The sequence below is a fragment of the Williamsia sp. Y844 genome, assembly GCF_056786475.1.
In genome coordinates this window covers 1742750-1758800 of sequence record NZ_JBXCJB010000001.1, presented here as the reverse complement: position 1 = coordinate 1758800, position 16051 = coordinate 1742750, and the positions used below count along the sequence as shown (strand labels likewise).

At 64.7% G+C, this 16051-nt stretch carries 15 protein-coding genes; 6 read left to right on the top strand and 9 right to left on the bottom strand.

The window, feature by feature from the left end; translation table 11 throughout:
- Positions 1–121: 121 nt before the first annotated feature.
- Positions 122–1642 (bottom strand): amidohydrolase, encoded by a 1521-nt coding sequence (locus tag AC1TQG_RS07830; RefSeq protein ID WP_482136365.1) that lies wholly within the window; start codon positions 1640–1642, stop codon positions 122–124.
- Positions 1643–1701: 59 nt separating this feature from the next.
- Positions 1702–2670, bottom strand: coding sequence for a helix-turn-helix transcriptional regulator (locus AC1TQG_RS07825; protein ID WP_482136364.1), 969 nt, complete (start codon positions 2668–2670; stop codon positions 1702–1704).
- A 97-nt stretch (positions 2671–2767) separates the two neighbouring features.
- On the opposite strand from AC1TQG_RS07825, the gene AC1TQG_RS07820 reads away from it, so the two are divergent.
- From AC1TQG_RS07820 to AC1TQG_RS07810, 3 genes are all read left to right on the top strand, one after another.
- Positions 2768–3196: a VOC family protein gene (locus tag AC1TQG_RS07820; RefSeq protein ID WP_482136363.1), complete on the top strand. Its 429-nt coding sequence runs from the start codon at positions 2768–2770 to the stop codon at positions 3194–3196.
- 42 nt (positions 3197–3238) lie between these two features.
- On the top strand, positions 3239–4762 hold the full coding sequence (locus tag AC1TQG_RS07815) for an acyl-CoA synthetase (protein WP_482136362.1): 1524 nt from the start codon (positions 3239–3241) through the stop codon (positions 4760–4762).
- A 120-nt stretch (positions 4763–4882) separates the two neighbouring features.
- Positions 4883–5368 (top strand): PPOX class F420-dependent oxidoreductase, encoded by a 486-nt coding sequence (locus AC1TQG_RS07810; protein WP_482136361.1) that lies wholly within the window; start codon positions 4883–4885, stop codon positions 5366–5368.
- Here AC1TQG_RS07810 and AC1TQG_RS07805 read toward each other — a convergent pair.
- The 3 genes from AC1TQG_RS07805 to AC1TQG_RS07795 form a co-directional block, all read right to left on the bottom strand.
- Positions 5356–6108, bottom strand: coding sequence for a DUF429 domain-containing protein (locus tag AC1TQG_RS07805; RefSeq protein WP_482136360.1), 753 nt, complete (start codon positions 6106–6108; stop codon positions 5356–5358). The two genes, AC1TQG_RS07810 and AC1TQG_RS07805, sit on opposite strands and share 13 nt — an antisense overlap.
- 7 nt (positions 6109–6115) lie before the next feature.
- Positions 6116–6505, bottom strand: a complete 390-nt coding sequence (locus tag AC1TQG_RS07800) for a carboxymuconolactone decarboxylase family protein (RefSeq protein WP_482136359.1) — start codon at positions 6503–6505, stop codon at positions 6116–6118.
- A gap of 73 nt (positions 6506–6578) precedes the next feature.
- Positions 6579–7823: a citrate synthase gene (locus AC1TQG_RS07795; RefSeq protein ID WP_482136358.1), complete on the bottom strand. Its 1245-nt coding sequence runs from the start codon at positions 7821–7823 to the stop codon at positions 6579–6581.
- 100 nt (positions 7824–7923) lie between these two features.
- Here AC1TQG_RS07795 and AC1TQG_RS07790 point away from each other — a divergent pair, with 100 nt between their 5' ends.
- Positions 7924–9048, top strand: coding sequence for a citrate/2-methylcitrate synthase (locus tag AC1TQG_RS07790; protein ID WP_482136357.1), 1125 nt, complete (start codon positions 7924–7926; stop codon positions 9046–9048).
- Between the two features lies 1 nt (position 9049).
- Here AC1TQG_RS07790 and AC1TQG_RS07785 read toward each other — a convergent pair whose 3' ends face one another.
- Together AC1TQG_RS07785 and AC1TQG_RS07780 are read right to left on the bottom strand one after the other, a co-directional pair.
- Positions 9050–9481: a DoxX family protein gene (locus tag AC1TQG_RS07785; RefSeq protein ID WP_482136356.1), complete on the bottom strand. Its 432-nt coding sequence runs from the start codon at positions 9479–9481 to the stop codon at positions 9050–9052.
- 110 nt (positions 9482–9591) lie between these two features.
- Positions 9592–10551, bottom strand: a complete 960-nt coding sequence (locus AC1TQG_RS07780) for an esterase/lipase family protein (RefSeq protein ID WP_482136355.1) — start codon at positions 10549–10551, stop codon at positions 9592–9594.
- Positions 10552–10731: 180 nt separating this feature from the next.
- On the opposite strand from AC1TQG_RS07780, the gene AC1TQG_RS07775 reads away from it, so the two are divergent.
- Both AC1TQG_RS07775 and AC1TQG_RS07770 read left to right on the top strand, forming a co-directional pair.
- The gene (locus AC1TQG_RS07775; protein ID WP_482136354.1) at positions 10732–11592 is read left to right on the top strand and encodes an SDR family oxidoreductase; all 861 of its coding nucleotides are present in this window, start codon (positions 10732–10734) and stop codon (positions 11590–11592) included.
- An 83-nt stretch (positions 11593–11675) separates the two neighbouring features.
- Positions 11676–12323, top strand: coding sequence for a dihydrofolate reductase family protein (locus AC1TQG_RS07770; RefSeq protein ID WP_482136353.1), 648 nt, complete (start codon positions 11676–11678; stop codon positions 12321–12323).
- Between the two features lie 28 nt (positions 12324–12351).
- Here the strand turns inward: AC1TQG_RS07770 and AC1TQG_RS07765 are convergent, their stop codons facing one another.
- Together AC1TQG_RS07765 and AC1TQG_RS07760 are read right to left on the bottom strand one after the other, a co-directional pair.
- Positions 12352–13098 (bottom strand): SWIM zinc finger family protein, encoded by a 747-nt coding sequence (locus AC1TQG_RS07765; protein WP_482136352.1) that lies wholly within the window; start codon positions 13096–13098, stop codon positions 12352–12354.
- The gene (locus tag AC1TQG_RS07760) at positions 13095–15995 is read right to left on the bottom strand and encodes a DEAD/DEAH box helicase (RefSeq protein WP_482136351.1); all 2901 of its coding nucleotides are present in this window, start codon (positions 15993–15995) and stop codon (positions 13095–13097) included. The genes AC1TQG_RS07765 and AC1TQG_RS07760 overlap by 4 nt, the downstream gene beginning before the upstream one ends.
- Positions 15996–16051 lie beyond the last annotated feature (56 nt).

The following is a 16051-nucleotide window of genomic DNA, read 5'->3' as shown; positions in this document are numbered from 1 at the left end:
ATTGCACGGCGCGACTGGTCGACCCCGCGATTGTTACCCGAGGTCAGCGCCGTCGGACTGTAGGAACCTACCGATCTGACCGCTTTGCTGCCAACTCAGACAGTGCTTGACCTGACGTACGTCACATTGCCAGATGGGTGATGCGGCCTGCGGTGACTGTTGCCGCGACGCCGAGGTTACGCAACACCTGCGCCGCCTGCGCGGTGGTCTCGGCCGGTTGCAGCGGGTCCTCGTCGAGCAGCACCACATCACCCCGGTTGCCTGCGGTGATGGCCGGCTGCCCGCCGGTACTGGCCGCCAAGGCCTCTGCGGGTGTCAGTGATTCGGCCGGATTCCACGGGTCGTCGCCGTCGCGGCCGCGATGTACAGCCGCCGCCATCGCCAACCGGGGATCGAGGATCGAGACCGGGGCGTCGGATCCCAGGACGAGCCGAACACCACCGTCGAGCATCGACCGCAGGGCAAAGCAGCGCTCGCCGCGGTCGGGCCAGCATCGGAAGGCGACATCGCGGTCGTCGAGAAGGTGTGCCGGCTGCACACTCGCCCGGATGCCCAGCGCCTTCATCCTGGGGATGTCGGCGAAGCGGATCAGCTGCGCGTGCTCGATGCCGCCGCGAGCGCCGGTGGCCTCAAAAGCGCTCAGCGCCTGATCCACTGCGGCGTCGCCGATGGCGTGCAACGCGATGTGGAGTCCACCGGCAGTGCCGCGGGCCAACAGCTCGATCATCGTCTCGCGATCGTAGATCTGTTGTCCTCGTGGATATTCGAGCTCGTCGGCGTCGGCGTAGGGCTGGCAGCAGTGCGCGGTCCTGGTGTTGAGGGAACCGTCGGAGAAGATCTTCAGCGGGCCCATGGTCAGCAGGTCCGAGCTCTCCATCAGCCGATCCCCGGTCCGTAGCCCGGCGGCGAGCACCTCGTCGAGCGTGGTGGCGTACGTGACGGGCGCGACCCGTAGCTGATCGATCCCGGCCGCGAAACGCTCCGGCCATTCACGATGTCCAGCCGCCATCTCGAAGTCGACGATGCCCACCACGCCGCGTCCCGCAGCCTCGTCGACCGCTGCGCGGACAAGCGAATCGACATCGTTCGAGGCCGCCGACAACTGCGCGAGTGCCGGTTGCACGTCGAACCACTCGGATTCAACCAGCTGTGTATCGCGTGGTGGAATACCCAGTAGTGCAAGCGCTTTGCTGTTGAGCCAGCCGGTGTGCACGTCGCCACTGGACAGGATGACCGGGTGATGTCCGCTCACGGCGTCGAGCTCGGCGACGGTGGGCTGGGTGGGCCACAGTGCGGTCCGGAAGCCGAAGCCGAGGAGAGCGCGGCCCTGCCACGGCCGCGGTAGTGCCGCGACATGGTCAGCGATGATCCGGGTTACGTCGGCAGCGCAGGTGGCAGCGGAGACGTCGATTCGCGTCCTGGTCTGAGCCCACATCGACATGTGCACGTGCTGATCCCACAGTCCCGGAATCGCCCATCGGCCGTCGGCGTCGAGCACCACGTCGTCGGATCCGGGGCGCAATTCGGGTGCGACCTCGGTGACCACCCCATCGGTGATCCGGATGTCCACGGGTGAGGCGGTCGCCGCAGGCGTGCGGACCGGCACCAATCGTGCGCGCCGGATGAAAGTCGAAGAGGCCACGAGACATCACTTTCCAGTAGGGGGATCCGCGGCGCAATGTGGGGTGGGACTCCGTGCCGTCATTCTGCGGCGTCTGCGTACCGGCGTGCCAGGCGCACGCAGGCTTCCGCGAGCTCGGGCGGGCCGACAACCTCGAAATCGGCGTCGAACCGACCGATCCCGGCAGCCAATGCGGTCCACGACCACGAGCCGATCAAGAGGCGACAACGAGCTGAGCCGAGATCTTCGACGGTCCCGTCCTCCACAAACGGCGACACCGTTCTTGCCGGGAGATCGAGGAGTACCTCGCCTTGGCATGGCCAGGAATTCGCACCGCGCGAACCCTTGAAACGGGCAGCCACGAACGCGCCCACATCGCCTCCGGGAATCTCCCGTCGGCCAAACCGCGGGCCGGTCGGAATCCGTGGTGTCATCCGGTCGATGCGGAAGGTCCGCCAGGCCTCACGGTCGAGATCCCACGCGACGAGATACCACCGGCCGTCGTGGCTGACGACGTGATGGGGCTCGGCTCGTCGCGGTGGCACGACGTCGACGTCCGGCCTCTGATCGGTTCGGTAGTCGAATCGCAGGACCTCGCAGGCACTCACCGCGGCGCTGACCGCAAGAAGGATGTCTGTATCGAGCGGTGCGGCCGGACCGGTGGTCGTGCGCGGGACGGCGGTCACCTGGAGCGTGTCGATACGCCCGCGTAGGCGTGCCGGCATGACCTGTCGGACGGTGGCGAGGGCCCGCGCTGCCGCTTCCTCGATGCCAGGCGTGGTGGCGGACTGCAGCGTGACGGCGATGGCCACGGCCTGCTCGTCGTCGAACAGCAGCGGCGGGAGTTCGGATCCGGCGCCCAGTTGATAACCGCCTGCGGGACCTTTGATCGCGTCGATGCGGTAGCCCATCTCCCGCAGGTTCTCGATGTCTCGGCGCATCGTACGACTGCTGACCTGCAGTCGTTCGGTGAGCTGCGGGCCCGCCCACACCCGCCGGGTCTGGAGCAGCGACAGCAACGCCAGGAGTCGAGCCGAGGTTTCAGCCATGGCGTCATCTTGCCGGAAGTAGTGGCCATCATGTGTCCACTACTGGTGTGACCCTGGTGTTTGTCAATCACAGAGCGCACCAATCAAGGAGCAAACAATGTCGATCACGGTCACCAACCATCTGAACTTCCGCGGCGATGCCAAGGCGGCACTGGAGTTCTATCAAGGCGCATTCGGCGGAGAACTCACCGCAATCAGCTACTCGGATGCCCACAACGTCCAGGAACCGGCTGAGGCCGACCAGATCATGTGGGGTCAGGTCCAGGCGCCGAACGGTTTTCATGTCATGGCCTACGACGTGCCGTCCGCCATGCCCTACGCCGCCGGGCGCAACGCGCACTTCGTATCGGTGCGCGGCCGGGACGCCGAGGAGGTCACCGCCTACTGGAAGGAACTCTCCGCGGAGGCGCACACTGTCGTCGATCTCGGTCCGGCCGCCTGGGCTCCGCTGTACGGGATGCTCGTGGACAAGTTCGGTGTCACCTGGGTTCTCGACGTCGAGATCGACTATCCGGCAGGGCAGTGAATCTGCTGCCGTCAATACTTGGACGTCCTATAAAGTCGGGGCATGATCGCCAACCCCCGTTTCAGTACCGTTGATGGAGTTCTGCGCCGGACCGCAGCGCGGTTTCCCGACCGGACCGCGCTGCGATTCGCCGACCGCGCCTGGACCTATGCCGAGCTTGACGGTGCGGTGACCAGGGCTGCGGGTTACCTGCGGTCACTCGGCCTGAACTCCGGCGATCGGGTGGCGGCCTACGGCACCAACTCAGACGCCTACGTCATCGCCTTCCTGGCCTGCGCCCGCGGCGGACTGGTCCACGTGCCGGTGAACTACGCGCTCAAAGAAGGCGAGTTGTCGTACCTGATCGGCCAATCGGGTAGCCGCGCAGTCCTGGTGGACCCGGCGTTGCGTCAGAACCTGACGCCTGTCGCCGATGCCCTCGACATCGGGAAGGTCATCACCCTGCGCGACGAGGATGGATCACTCCTCGAGCGCAGCACGGCCGGGGATGTCCCGGAGATCGACTGGGACGTGGCCGACACCGACCTCGTGCAGCTTCTCTACACCTCGGGCACGACGTCAAAGCCCAAGGGCGCGATGATGACCCACGGCGCGATGGTCCACGAGTACGTGTCGTCGGTGATCGCACTCGAGTTCGATCAGGATGACAATCCGCTGATCGCGATGCCGCTGTACCACTCGGCGGGTATGCACGTCTTCATGATCCCGTCGCTGTCGGTCGGTGCGACGGTGAGTCTCATGGAGACACCGGACATTCCGGAGATCCTGCGCCGCGTCGAAGCGGAGAAGATCGGATCGCTGTTCCTCGCGCCCACCGTATGGGTACCGCTTGCCGGTCATCCCGATCTCGACACCCGCGACCTCTCGTCCCTGCGCAAGGCCCAGTACGGGGCGTCGATCATGCCGGTCACCGTGCTGAACCGTTTGCGTGAGCGATACCCGGACATCAAGTTCTACAACTGCTTTGGGCAATCCGAGATCGGTCCGCTGGCTGCCGTTCTCGGACCTGACGACCACGCTGACCGGCCGGCATCCTGCGGCAAGGCGGTGTTCTTCGTCGAGACACGCGTTGTCGACGCCGAGGGCAACGACGTTCCCGACGGTACGGCAGGTGAGGTCCTCTACCGTTCACCTCAACTGTGCCAAGGCTATTGGGAGAACCCCGAAGCCACCGAAGAGGCATTCCGTGGCGGCTGGTTCCACTCCGGCGACCTTGTCACCCGTGATGAACAAGGCTTCCTCACCGTGGTCGACCGCATCAAGGACGTCATCAACACCGGTGGGATCCTGGTGGCCTCACGGGAAGTCGAAGACGTCATCTACACACATCCCGGCGTCGCCGAGGTCGCCGTGATCGGCACCCCCGACGAGAAGTGGATCGAGGCGATCACCGCGGTGGTCGTGCTGCGGCCCGATGCCGGCGACGTTGCACCGGAGGTGTTGATCGCTCATGTGAAGGAACGGATCGCGCCATTCAAGGTTCCGAAACGTGTTGTCATCGTCGAAGAATTGCCACGCAACCAAAGTGGCAAACTCCTCAAACGCGAATTGCGGGCGGGCCTGTAGGTCGGCCGCGACACACATCGAACAGATGCACACGCTTCAGTCATAAGCACACGTTGCAACGTGTGCTCATGACTGGAGCGTGTGCTTTTCTCGTCAGACCGTAGTCCGTAGGCTGGATGCATGGCCAGAACCATTGCAACAAACAATCATGTGGAACTTGCTGAACTGCTCGACTTCGTTCGTCCGAGACACAAGATGCTGCTCAGCGCGGTCCGGGCCGACGGAACGCCGCAGTTGTCACCGGTCAGTGGTGGTGTCGATCCGCAGGGTCGCATCGTGATCGCCACCTATCCGGGACGGGCGAAGACGATCAACATCAAGCGGAATCCTGCTGTCAGCGTCTGTGTGTTGTCGGATGAATGGAACGCGGCGTGGGTTCAGGTGGACGGCACGGCCGAGGTGTTGGACATGCCGGAGGCCGAGGACGCGCTGGTCGACTACTTCCGCAGTATCGCCGGTGAACACTCGGACTGGGATGAGTATCGCGCCGCGATGAGGCTCCAGAACAAGTCGCTCATCCGCATCACGCCAACCCGTTGGGGTCCTTTGGCAACCGGCGGATTCCCCGCCGACGTCGCCGAGAAGCTGGACGCTCAGGACAGCTGAGGGGCCAGAGCGTCGAGAGGCGCGCTCGGGACGTGGATCCAACCCTCACGCTGGGCGATGGCTGCGTGCTCGGCATCGGGCAATACGGTCAGACCGAGGGCGGCGGCCCGCGCGATGAGAGCGGTGATCACTGCGTCAAAAGCATCATCGCTGGTCGTGCACAGCGTTCGGTGGGGTCCGAGGTTCAGCCATGGAGCCTGGACCTCTAGTTCGTCGACCAGGGCGGCCAGCGACACCAGATGCGGTCCGCCCTTGTATCGGTTGTGACGAAGTTGCCAGGTCTTCAATGCCGCAGCGGGGTAGGCCTCGACCGCGGTTCCGTTGATCCGGCTCGCATCGAAGTCTGGGCTTTCGAGGTGTGCCAGCAACCGAACCGCGCGCAATGCCACGTAGGCAATGCGATCGGCGGAGACGCTCAGTGGGATCAAACCTGTTGTCGCGCGTACCCATTCATCGGTACGGCGGGCCACAAACCGGGTCACACCGGGATCTGCGAACAGCGCTTGTTGTCGAGGGACATCACCGACGTGCTGGGCGGACACCACATCGACAAACGCATCGGGCCAGCCGAACGGCGCATCGATACCGACCTTGTCGGCCCCGGGTACGGCCGCCAGGATGTCCGCGTCGGTGACAATCGTCTGCACGGCAGTAACTGACGCACCGGCACCGGACCACTCGATCGTCGCCATCGCCGTCCGATTCGGTTGGGACGCAAGGTCGATCCCGAGGGTCCGCATCGCCGGGTCAGTCGGTCGGGGTGGCGTCGAAAACTTCTTGGACCACCGCCATGGCCGACAATGCGGCGGGTGCGCCGCAGTATCCGCTGCAATGGATGACGGCCTCGGTGATCTCAGTGCGGGACAGGCCGTTCTTCAATGCGCCGCGGACGTGGCCGGCAAGCTCGCCATGGGCTCGCAATGCGGTGAGCAGTCCGATGTTCAGGAGGCTGCGGTCGCGGCGCTCCAGTCCTGGCCGCGACCAGATACCGCCCCAGACGAGGTCGGTGACCGCGCTCTGGATGGCCTCGGACTCGGTGCCCTCGGTACGGGCCAGGGCGCGGTCGACGAACTCGTCACCCATCACTTCCCGGCGGATCTGCATACCTGGTTCGAATCGGGAGTTCTCGGTGGTCATGGGTGCTCCTTGCCGGGTCGAACGTTCAGGGTCGAACGGGATGTCGCGCAGCCAATCCTGCCATGCGGACCCGTCATGGCCGGATGCCCACGTACACACCTTCCGGACGGAATCGAAGTCGCGGCTCGTTGTACTCCTCGATGGCGTGCGCCACCCACCCGGCGATCCGCGACAGGGCAAAGATTGTCTCGGCGGCGTCCGGGGCCATGTCGTAACGCAGGGCCAACGCGGCAAGTGCCATGTCGGAGTTCATGAATCCGGCGCCCGACTCGGCGAGCAAGGGTCGAAGATCGGCAATGGTCGGCATGACCTTGCGGTTGCCACCGGAGGCGGACGCGAGCGCGGTCAACAGGGTCTCGGCGCGTGGATCCTGGTGGCTGTAGACCACGTGGCCGCAGCCGGGAACACCGCCCGATGCCTTGAGTTCCGTCGCCAAGGCAGCTGCCGGGTCTGACGTGGCCTCCCGCAGGAACCGGTAGGCGAGGGTGGCGGCACCGCCGTGCAGCGATCCGTCGAGTGCTCCGAGACCGGAGGTGATCACCGAATAGATGCTGCCACGGGAACTGGCCGCAACCCGGGCGGCCACGGTGCCCGCGGAGAGGTCGTGATCGGCGAGCAACACCATCGCCATGTTCAGTAGCCGGATCCGCTGCCGGGTGGCCGTGACGGTGCTCAGTCGTGGCCAGAGCCGCGCTGCCAGGGAGTTGTCGAGGGGAGGCTTGTCGGTCAGTGGCGGGAGGGCGGCCACAGTGTTGGCCAGTATGCCTGCGGCTCGTGCGCAGACCGCGGCAGGGGAGATCTGATGGCGCAGCGCATCCCGTGATCCCAGGACGTCGACGACCATCTTGATACTGTCCACACCGCGGCCGGTGGTCGGCTGCAATGCGGAGATCTGCCGGAAGACCTTGGTAGGCAATAGGTTCACATCCCAGTCCGTGGTGTGGTCCCAGAGCAACTCGGCGACGGTTTCGAATCGGGTGGCATCTGCCAGGACAGCCGCGTCGCGGCCCCGGTAGTACAGCCGATCGTTGTCGAGAAGGGTTATCTGCGTGCGTATTCGCTCGACGACCCCGGCGGGTGGACGGGTTGAGGATCGTCGGGCGACCGCGTCCACCTCGTCAACGGCGAACACACTCCCACCGACACCGTCGATGCGGGCGCTGGTCAATGTGCCACGACTGGCGTAGGCATAGACCGTCTGCGTCTTGACTCCGAGGATGCGGGCGACCTGCGCGGTGGTCAGGTAGTCCCGGCCGTCGTGGCGCAATGGGGTGGGCCAGCGTCGTCGATGTCCGGTGCGCCGGGATTCAACTGTCATCGTCGGGACCTCCATGTTGATTCGATCAACATTGACACAGATCAATATCGAGCCGAATGTTGCTGTACCAGAAGAACACAAAACAAGATCGGAGGCATCAATGTCCGTCATTGTTGCGCCACCCGGATTGAGCAACGTCGTCGTGACCGATACCCGCGTCGGTGACGTCCGCGGTGACGAGGGCTTCTATCAGTATCGGCAATACTCGGCCATCGAGCTCGCTCGCACGAAATCGTTCGAGGAGGTCTGGTACCTGTTCGTATACGGTCGGCTTCCAGATTCTTCCGAACTCGCGGAGTTCGTGGCCCACACCCGATCACTTCGGGCGATACCGGACGAGTTGGGATCGCTGCTGCGGACCGTCGCCCTTGCCGGCACCGAGCGGCAGTTGCTGGCCGGACTCCGGACGGTGCTTTCGGCATTTGCGGCGACACACCAGATCGCGCCGATGTGGGACAGCAGTCCGGAGCAGCGCATCGCCGATTCGCTGGTGGTCACGTCGATCACTCCGACGATTCTGGCTGCCCTCTACCGGATTCGCGCCGGTGAGGACCCGGTCGAACCACGTGATGACCTCTCGGTGGCGCAGAACTGGTTGTACAGCCTGACCGGCGTCGATCCGACGCCCGGTGCTGCCCGGGCGGTGGAGCAGTACATGATCGCGACCATCGATCACGGCTTCAACGCGTCGACCTTCACCGGCCGGGTGATCGCCTCCACCGGCGCCGATGTGGTCTCGGCCGTGTGCGGCGCGATCGGTGCGTTCTCCGGCCCGCTCCACGGTGGGGCACCTGACCGTGCACTTGATGCGCTGGACGAGATCCGCGGGATGGGGGACGCAACCGCCTGGGCCCGAGAGCAACTCGCGCACCGCAGTCGCATCATGGGCTTCGGGCACGCCGTCTATCGGACGGTCGATCCGCGGTCAGAGATGTTGCGCGACATCGCATTGTCGCTGGGTGGTCCGCTGGTGGACCTCGCGGTCCAGGTCGAGAAGGACGTGGTTGCGGTCCTGGCCGATGCCTACCCCGACCGCAACCTCTACGCCAACGTGGAGTTCTATGCCGGGGTGGTGATGGACCGCTGCGGTGTGCCGCGGGAGATGTTCACCCCCACCTTTGCTGTCAGCCGGGTGGTCGGCTGGTGTGCGAATATCCTTGAGCAGGCCGAGGATCGAAAGATCATCCGTCCCATCGCCCGCTACGTCGGACCGCCCGTGGTGTGATTCATCGTGGGCTCAACGGCATGATCGAACGCACGGTGGTGCTGCGCAACCAGAGGCCTGCCCAGATGATCACTCCGACAACAATGGGAAAGAAGGCCCCTGCGGCAAACCCTTCCTCGGACACCATCAATGCGGTGACAGCACCACCGAGGTAGCCGGTCAGGAGTACTGCACCGAGGATCGAGGTTCGTGGAAAAAGGTATAGCGCCACGCATCCGAGTAAGACGAGACCCATGGCGGTGGCGTCTCCATCGGTGAAACCGAGATCGTACGTCGCATCCTTGACGCTCTGGGGCATTGCCAGGTGCGACACGGCGTCCACGAGTAGGAGAGCGGAGACAATTCCGGTGACCACCCAACCGGCGATCCGAGCCGGGCGGCCGAGCGAGGGGGTGTTGGACGCTGCGGAACTGGGACGTGTGGTGGTGGTCATCGGTACTCCTGGCTTGGTGGGATGTTGTGTAGTGAGACCACCTACGTCGGAGAAAGTAATCGAAAGACAGGGAATTGCCTGCTCAGCGGGCAGATTCGGTGCGGTGGGCGCTAGGAGGCGCCGGTGAACGGTGCGGCGAACCAGCAGCCGACGGGCTGCTGGTTCTCCGGGTCGAGCGCGTTGAGGACAAAGGTTGCCGCACGACGTGATCCGGCGATTCCGGTGTGTTCGGAGAAGTCCTGCGAGCAACCGTCCTGGACAACGATGTTTGTCGAGTTGGCGGCAACCAGACTGCCGCTTGTGTACGGCACGACCAGTTCGTCGTACCGGGTCATGATGTTGGTATAGGTCACGTCGGGGTCGAGGATGCCGCCGGCCTGGAGTGTGCGCAGCAGGTCTGAGCCGGTGACCATCTGCAGGCAGGCGCCGCACAGCGCGCCGACGGTGATCTCCTGAAACCATCCGAGCCCAAGCATTTCGGTGTACATGTTCAATTCACGCGCGGCTGCGACCGTGGTCCCGTTCCAGAGCGGGGCCAACGACACATACTTGTCGACCTTCCCGGCTCCGCCGAGGAACTTCAGCCAGTACGTCGGCATCAGCGTGCCCTGAGAGTGTCCGACGATGTCGATCTTCTCGGCCCCGGTCGCCGACAGCACGCGATCGACGAAGGTGGCCAGCTCGGCGGCGCTGTCCTGTATCCGGTCCAGCCCGCCGATCGCGCTGAGCGGCCACGGCACCACCGGTAGGTTTCCGTAGGTCAGGGCGAAGACGCAGTAGCCGTTGTTGGCGAGCAGCGGTGCGTACGTGCCCCAGTTCGTCTGGGCTCCGCCACCGGTGCCGTGGACCAGCACGACCGGCCGGGGGTGTTCGGGCGAGGGTTTGCAGTTCCAGTCGTTACTGCCGGGCAACGATCCCCCGGGGTTTGCGAACTCGTGGGGGATACCGGAGAAGAAGTTGTATGTGACCGGAAGCGGATCCTGTGCGCCGGCCGGCCCCGCTCCCAGACCGGTGAACAGGGCGAGTATCGCAGCGACGAGAACCACTCCGACTTTGCGTACGTTCTGCATCCCGACCCCCGCCGGCCATCGCAACCGAACCGGTTGTTGGATGAAAAATAGTCGTCGGTCGAGCATCGGGGAGGCGTTTTCGACTCTGATCACAAGCCGTGACCAGATCGAGTCAATTGAGTCCGGGTCAGCATCCCTACTGTGGGGAGAGTACGGATTCGCCGACGAGATGGAGCAGATATGACCACAGCAGTGACCGGAGCAACGGGGCATCTGGGAGCCCACGTCATCACCGAACTCCTCGGGCGCGGTGTCGCACCGGCCGAGATCGTGGCTGTTGTCCGCAACGCGGACAAGGCGGCAGACCTGCAGGCCAAGGGCGTGCAGGTACGGGTTGCTGATTACTCCGACCTGGCCGCACTCCGGGCCGCGCTGGAAGGCGTCGACAAGCTGCTGCTGATTTCCGGGTCAGAGATCGGACAGCGGATCGCGCAGCACACCAATGTGATCGAGGCCGCCGAACTCACCGGCATACAGCTGATCGCCTATACGAGCATCCTCAAGGCCGATACCAGCGGAACCGCGATGGCACCCGAACACCTGGCCACCGAACAGCGGTTGACCGCATCGTCGGTGCCGTCTGTCTTCCTGCGTAACGGTTGGTACTGGGAGAACTACTTTGCCGCGATTCCGCAGGCCATCGAGTTCGGCAAGCTCTTCGGTGCAGCAGGAGAAGGCCGGCTCGCAGCCGCCACCCGCGCCGACTACGCCGCGGCCGCCGCCGTTGTGCTGACCTCCGACGACGATCAGGGTGCCAAGATCTACGAATTGGGCGGCAACGACCGCCTCACCTACGCAGAGTTCGCCGAGGTGATCAGCGATGTGTCGGGTAAGCCCGTCGAATACCAGGACCTTCCTGAGGCCGATTACGCCGCCCTGCTGGCCGGTGCCGGGATGCCCGAGCAGTACGCAGCGATGCTCGCCGGCTCGGACGCGGCCATCGCACGCGGTGAACTCGACACCGATTCCGGTGATCTGCAGTCGCTGATCGGTCGTCCGTCCACTCCCGTCGCGGACGCGATCAGGCCTGCCCTCGGTTAGGCTCCCGGGACCGATGAGTTCGGTCGCCGTTCGCAGTCTGTCTTGCAAGCGGTACTCACAGACAGACGAAAGGTCGACGAAAAATGTCGCAGCTGGTCCGGGTTCAGAATTTTGGCGTGTCTTTGGACGGCGTCGGCGCAGGTGAGAACCAAAGCATCGATCAGCCGTTCGGAGACGGCGTCGATCCCAGGGATCTGCATGCGTGGGGCTTCGCCACCGCCGGTTTTCCGGGTCGCACCGGCCCCGGGGGTACTCGTGGTCTCGACGACTACCTGATCCGTGACTTCGACCACAATATCGGTGCCGAGATCATGGGGCGCAACAAGTTCGGGCCGGAGCGTGGGCCGTGGCAGAACCACGAATGGCAAGGATGGTGGGGCGATACGCCGCCTTTCCACACCCCGGTATTCGTTCTGACCCACCACGAGCGTCCGTCGTTCACGCTGGCCGACACCACCTTTCACTTCATCGATGCGTCGCCGGCCGAAGCACTGGCTGAGGCCAAGGCGGCTGCGGACGGCAAGGACGTCCGTATCGGGGGCGGGGTGAGCACCGTCCGTGAGTTCCTCGACGCAGATCTCATCGACTCGATGCACGTCGCGGTCGCACCGATCACGCTGGGGAATGGCCTGCGTCTGTGGGACACCCCGCAAGAGCTCGAAGACCGGTTCTTCCTCGAAACCGTACCCAGCGCAAGCGGAGTGACCCACCACCTGTTCTGGCGCCGGTAGGCCCATCTGCTCTCGCGCCGGTCGGCGATCAGTGCACGATGCGGGCGTACAACTCGGCGAGCTCGTCGACGGCCTGGGCCACATCCATTGCTGCGGCACCTGAACGGCGCAGTGCAGCCGACAACTCGGTGGTGTCGAGTTCGGACAGCACATCGAGCTGGGGTGGATGGGGCAACGCGGGCATCTGCCTGCCGTCGCCGTAGAAGTCGACCTCGGTCATGACCGCCGGCTGGGGCGCTGTCTCGGTCTCCGCGTCGGCGGGAGCATCACGCAAGTGTGCGAGCAGAAGGGCCAGGTCGGTGCCCATCACGGTGAGCAGCGTGGATGGTTCCTTGTCGATGGCGGCGGCCAGTTCGTAACTGACGGCGAGCAGGTGGATGCAGCGGTCGGCTGCATCCGGGCAATTGCAGTCGACGCGAATGTCGGATGCCTCGGTGGGGATCACCAGCGATCCGAGGGTTTCGGGTTGCCGACCACGCGTGACCGCGACCAGGTCATCGGTCTTACCCTGTTGGCGTAGCAGCGACAGGACGGTGGCGGGATCTGCCGGTCCGGTGGTGATCGTCACCTCGAACGGATCGAGCTGGCTACCCTGGACCAATGCTTTCACCTGGCCGGACCGCACCACCAGATCGATGACCACGCGGTCACGAAAGTAGGTGCGGGCCTTGGTGATCTTGCGTGCCTCGGCAGTTGATTCGACGGCCAGTAGGAAGGCCTTGGACCACGGTGTCAGACCATAGCCGCGCTGAGGCGCCTTGGGTGTGCGGCTCATTCGCCCACCGCCTCGTCGCTCAGGCGCATCAGGTCGTAGAGTTCGTCGTCCGCGGTGTTCGCGAGCCAACTCTCGCCAGTGGAGACGGTCAGCTCGGACAACTCCCGCTTGTCGGCGATGAGCTGGTCGATGCGTTCTTCCAGGGTGCCCACACACACGAACTTGCGCACCTCCACCCGACGCTGTTGCCCGATCCGGTAGACGCGATCGGTGGCCTGGTTCTCGACGGCGGGGTTCCACCAACGATCCAGATGCACAACATGATTGGCCGAGGTGAGATTCAGTCCGGTGCCGCCTGCCTTCAACGATGCCAGCATGATCGCGGGCCCATCGGGGTCGGAGAACTCCGCGACCATAGTGTCACGCGCGGTGCGGCTCAGGCCGCCGTGCAGGAACGAGAACTCTTGGCCGATCCGATCGGAGAGCCACGGCTGCAACATCGTCCCGAATGCGGTGAATTGCGTGAACACCAGCGCTCGCTCGCCGTCTGCGACGATGTTCTCGAGGATGTCCGCCAGCAATTCGATCTTGCCGGAACGATGTTCGTTGCGCCGCATGATCGGCGAACCGTCGCCGAGATAGTGGGCCGGATGATTGCAGATCTGCTTGAGTCGCGTCAGCGCCGCGAAAACTGTTCTGCGACGCTCACTCCCGGCCTCCTTGGTCTCACCCCTGCCCAGGGCCTCCATCAGATCATCGATGACCGCGCGATACAGGCCCGCCTGCTCGATGGTGAGGTTGGCGCGGACCGTCAGTTCTGCCTTCTCGGGCAGGTCGGAGATCACTGTCGGATCTGATTTGACCCGTCGCAGGATGAATGGGGACGTGACGGCGTTCAGGCGCTGCACTGCCCGCGGATCACGCTCTCGTTCAATGGCTTCGGCGTACCGGGATTTGAAGGTCGAGGCGGTGCCGAGGAGTCCGGGATTGACCAGATCGATCACCGACCGCAGATCCTCGAGACGATTTTCGACGGGGGTGCCGGTCATTGCGATGCGGTGTCGGGCCTGAATCGATCGAACCGCCTTTGATTGTGCGGTGGCGACGTTCTTGATGTGCTGCGCCTCGTCGACCACCAGTCGGTCCCAGGTGTTGGCACTCAACAACTTTCGATCGCGGGATGCGATGGCGAACGTTGTGATCACGATGTCGACGCCCGCTGCGGCAGTGGTGAACGGTTGCCCTGCCATCCGTCCAGGGCCGTGATGGATCAGCACCGACAACTGCGGGGTGAACCGGGCTATCTCCCGCTCCCAGTTGCCGACCACCGACATCGGGCAGATCAGCAGCGTTGTAGACGGTTGATCTGCCTGGGCGTCAGGGGTTTCACGCTCGCCACAGATCAACGCCAGGACCTGAATTGTCTTGCCAAGCCCCATGTCATCGGCGAGCACCGCACCGATACCCAATGAGCTCAGATGCCGTAGCCACTCCATGCCGCGCTGTTGATAGGGCCGCAGTTCGGCACGCAATGATTGCGGCGCTGCGAGGACGGGTGGCGCCATGCGCCCACGGCGTTTGATCTCGTCGAGCCACGACAAACCCTCGACCCGGCTGACCGGGACCGGAAGCTTGTCATCACCGTCGGTCACCAGGGCGAACAGTTCGCCCATGTCGGCGGGCTGACCGGATTCGGCCAGCGCTTTCTGCGTCTGGATGAACGCCGCCGTGCGAGACAACGCGGCGTTGTCGGCCCGGACCCATTTGCCCCGGACCTTCACCAGGTCGCCCTTCTGGCGGGCCAGCGCGTCCAACTCGGCGGCGTTGAGAACGTCCTCGCCGAGCGCCAATTGCCATTGGAAGTTGCGGATCTCGTCGAATCCGACCACCACCGACCGCTGCGGTGTGCCGCCCTCCTGCTTGCCACGCAACGTCAGCGTCGGGCGGACATGTGCGATCGAGCGAGGCAGCAACACTTCGTATCCGGCCTCGGCGAGTCCCGCGACCCCGGTGTCGAGCAGTTCGAGCACGACGTCGGTGGTGAGCAGAAAATCGAGCGAATAGTGGTCGTGGCGAGCGGCTTTGAGTGTGGGAAAGGCCCGGACCGCGCCCGCGACCTCGGTGGTGACCTGATCGATCTCGTGGGCGTCGAGCCGCCGCAGCTCCACGGGTTCGTCGGGGCGATCGACGGTCCGGCGGCAGACCTGTAGGCGCCACCTGGTCGGATCTCCTTCGGTGTCCTCATCGCCCTCGTCTGGTTCGTTCAGACGCAACACCAGAGCGGATTCACCGAGCCGCAGACCGTCGGCCCACTGCGACCAGGCCGACGCGGCAGACGTCGCCTTGTCCGCGGACATCGGCGGCGCATCGACGTCGGGTAGCAAGGTCCGGACAAATGCGGATCGGACGGCATCGGGTTTGATGTCGCGGCAACTGGTTCGGCAGAGATGGTCGGTCATCTCACCGCAGAAGTCCATGATTGCGTCGGTGTCGCCGTTGGCGAGGACCACGGGCGGGGCCGCCGCAATCGCCGTCGACAACCAGGTGCGCCAGGTGGTGGTGGCCAAGGGTGCCCATCGGACAGCCCACTCGCCTGCGACCCGGTTGACGGCGGGTGTGACCGAACCTGATCGGACGAATCGCTCGGTCGAATCCAGCAGATAGCGGTAGTAGCGCAACTCTCCGCCGACGACGTCGTCGGGTTTGATGGCCTCGAGAAGTTCACATGCTGCCGCCGGTCCGAGCGTCACCGAGGCGATGTCGCGCCGGTCATCGGCGCCGGGCCCGGAGACCGTGATGGTGCGCCGCAGCGACCGACCACCGACAACGGTGTCCAGTGCGGGCGGCAAGCCGTCGGGTACGTGCTCGGTGCACGGCTGCCCATCGGGGTCGGTGAACCACAGGGACAGACCGACCCCACCGCGCCATAACGCGTGGGCCGAAGCGCTCTGAGTCACCCGTTCATGGTGGCACGCTTATCTGACAGCCCCGGCATCGTGCGGCGCATACATAT

Bases quoted from the DNA above. Each gene is read 5' to 3' on its own strand.
- AC1TQG_RS07825 (WP_482136364.1), bottom strand. From the start codon at position 2,670: ATGGCTGAAACCTCGGCTCGACTCCTGGCGTTGCTGTCGCTGCTCCAG.
- AC1TQG_RS07820 (WP_482136363.1), top strand. From the start codon at position 2,768: ATGTCGATCACGGTCACCAACCATCTGAACTTCCGCGGCGATGCCAAG.
- AC1TQG_RS07815 (WP_482136362.1), top strand. From the start codon at position 3,239: ATGATCGCCAACCCCCGTTTCAGTACCGTTGATGGAGTTCTGCGCCGG.
- AC1TQG_RS07810 (WP_482136361.1), top strand. From the start codon at position 4,883: ATGGCCAGAACCATTGCAACAAACAATCATGTGGAACTTGCTGAACTG.
- AC1TQG_RS07805 (WP_482136360.1), bottom strand. From the start codon at position 6,108: ATGCGGACCCTCGGGATCGACCTTGCGTCCCAACCGAATCGGACGGCG.
- AC1TQG_RS07800 (WP_482136359.1), bottom strand. From the start codon at position 6,505: ATGACCACCGAGAACTCCCGATTCGAACCAGGTATGCAGATCCGCCGG.
- AC1TQG_RS07795 (WP_482136358.1), bottom strand. From the start codon at position 7,823: ATGACAGTTGAATCCCGGCGCACCGGACATCGACGACGCTGGCCCACC.
- AC1TQG_RS07790 (WP_482136357.1), top strand. From the start codon at position 7,924: ATGTCCGTCATTGTTGCGCCACCCGGATTGAGCAACGTCGTCGTGACC.
- AC1TQG_RS07785 (WP_482136356.1), bottom strand. From the start codon at position 9,481: ATGACCACCACCACACGTCCCAGTTCCGCAGCGTCCAACACCCCCTCG.
- AC1TQG_RS07780 (WP_482136355.1), bottom strand. From the start codon at position 10,551: ATGCAGAACGTACGCAAAGTCGGAGTGGTTCTCGTCGCTGCGATACTC.
- AC1TQG_RS07775 (WP_482136354.1), top strand. From the start codon at position 10,732: ATGACCACAGCAGTGACCGGAGCAACGGGGCATCTGGGAGCCCACGTC.
- AC1TQG_RS07770 (WP_482136353.1), top strand. From the start codon at position 11,676: ATGTCGCAGCTGGTCCGGGTTCAGAATTTTGGCGTGTCTTTGGACGGC.
- AC1TQG_RS07765 (WP_482136352.1), bottom strand. From the start codon at position 13,098: ATGAGCCGCACACCCAAGGCGCCTCAGCGCGGCTATGGTCTGACACCG.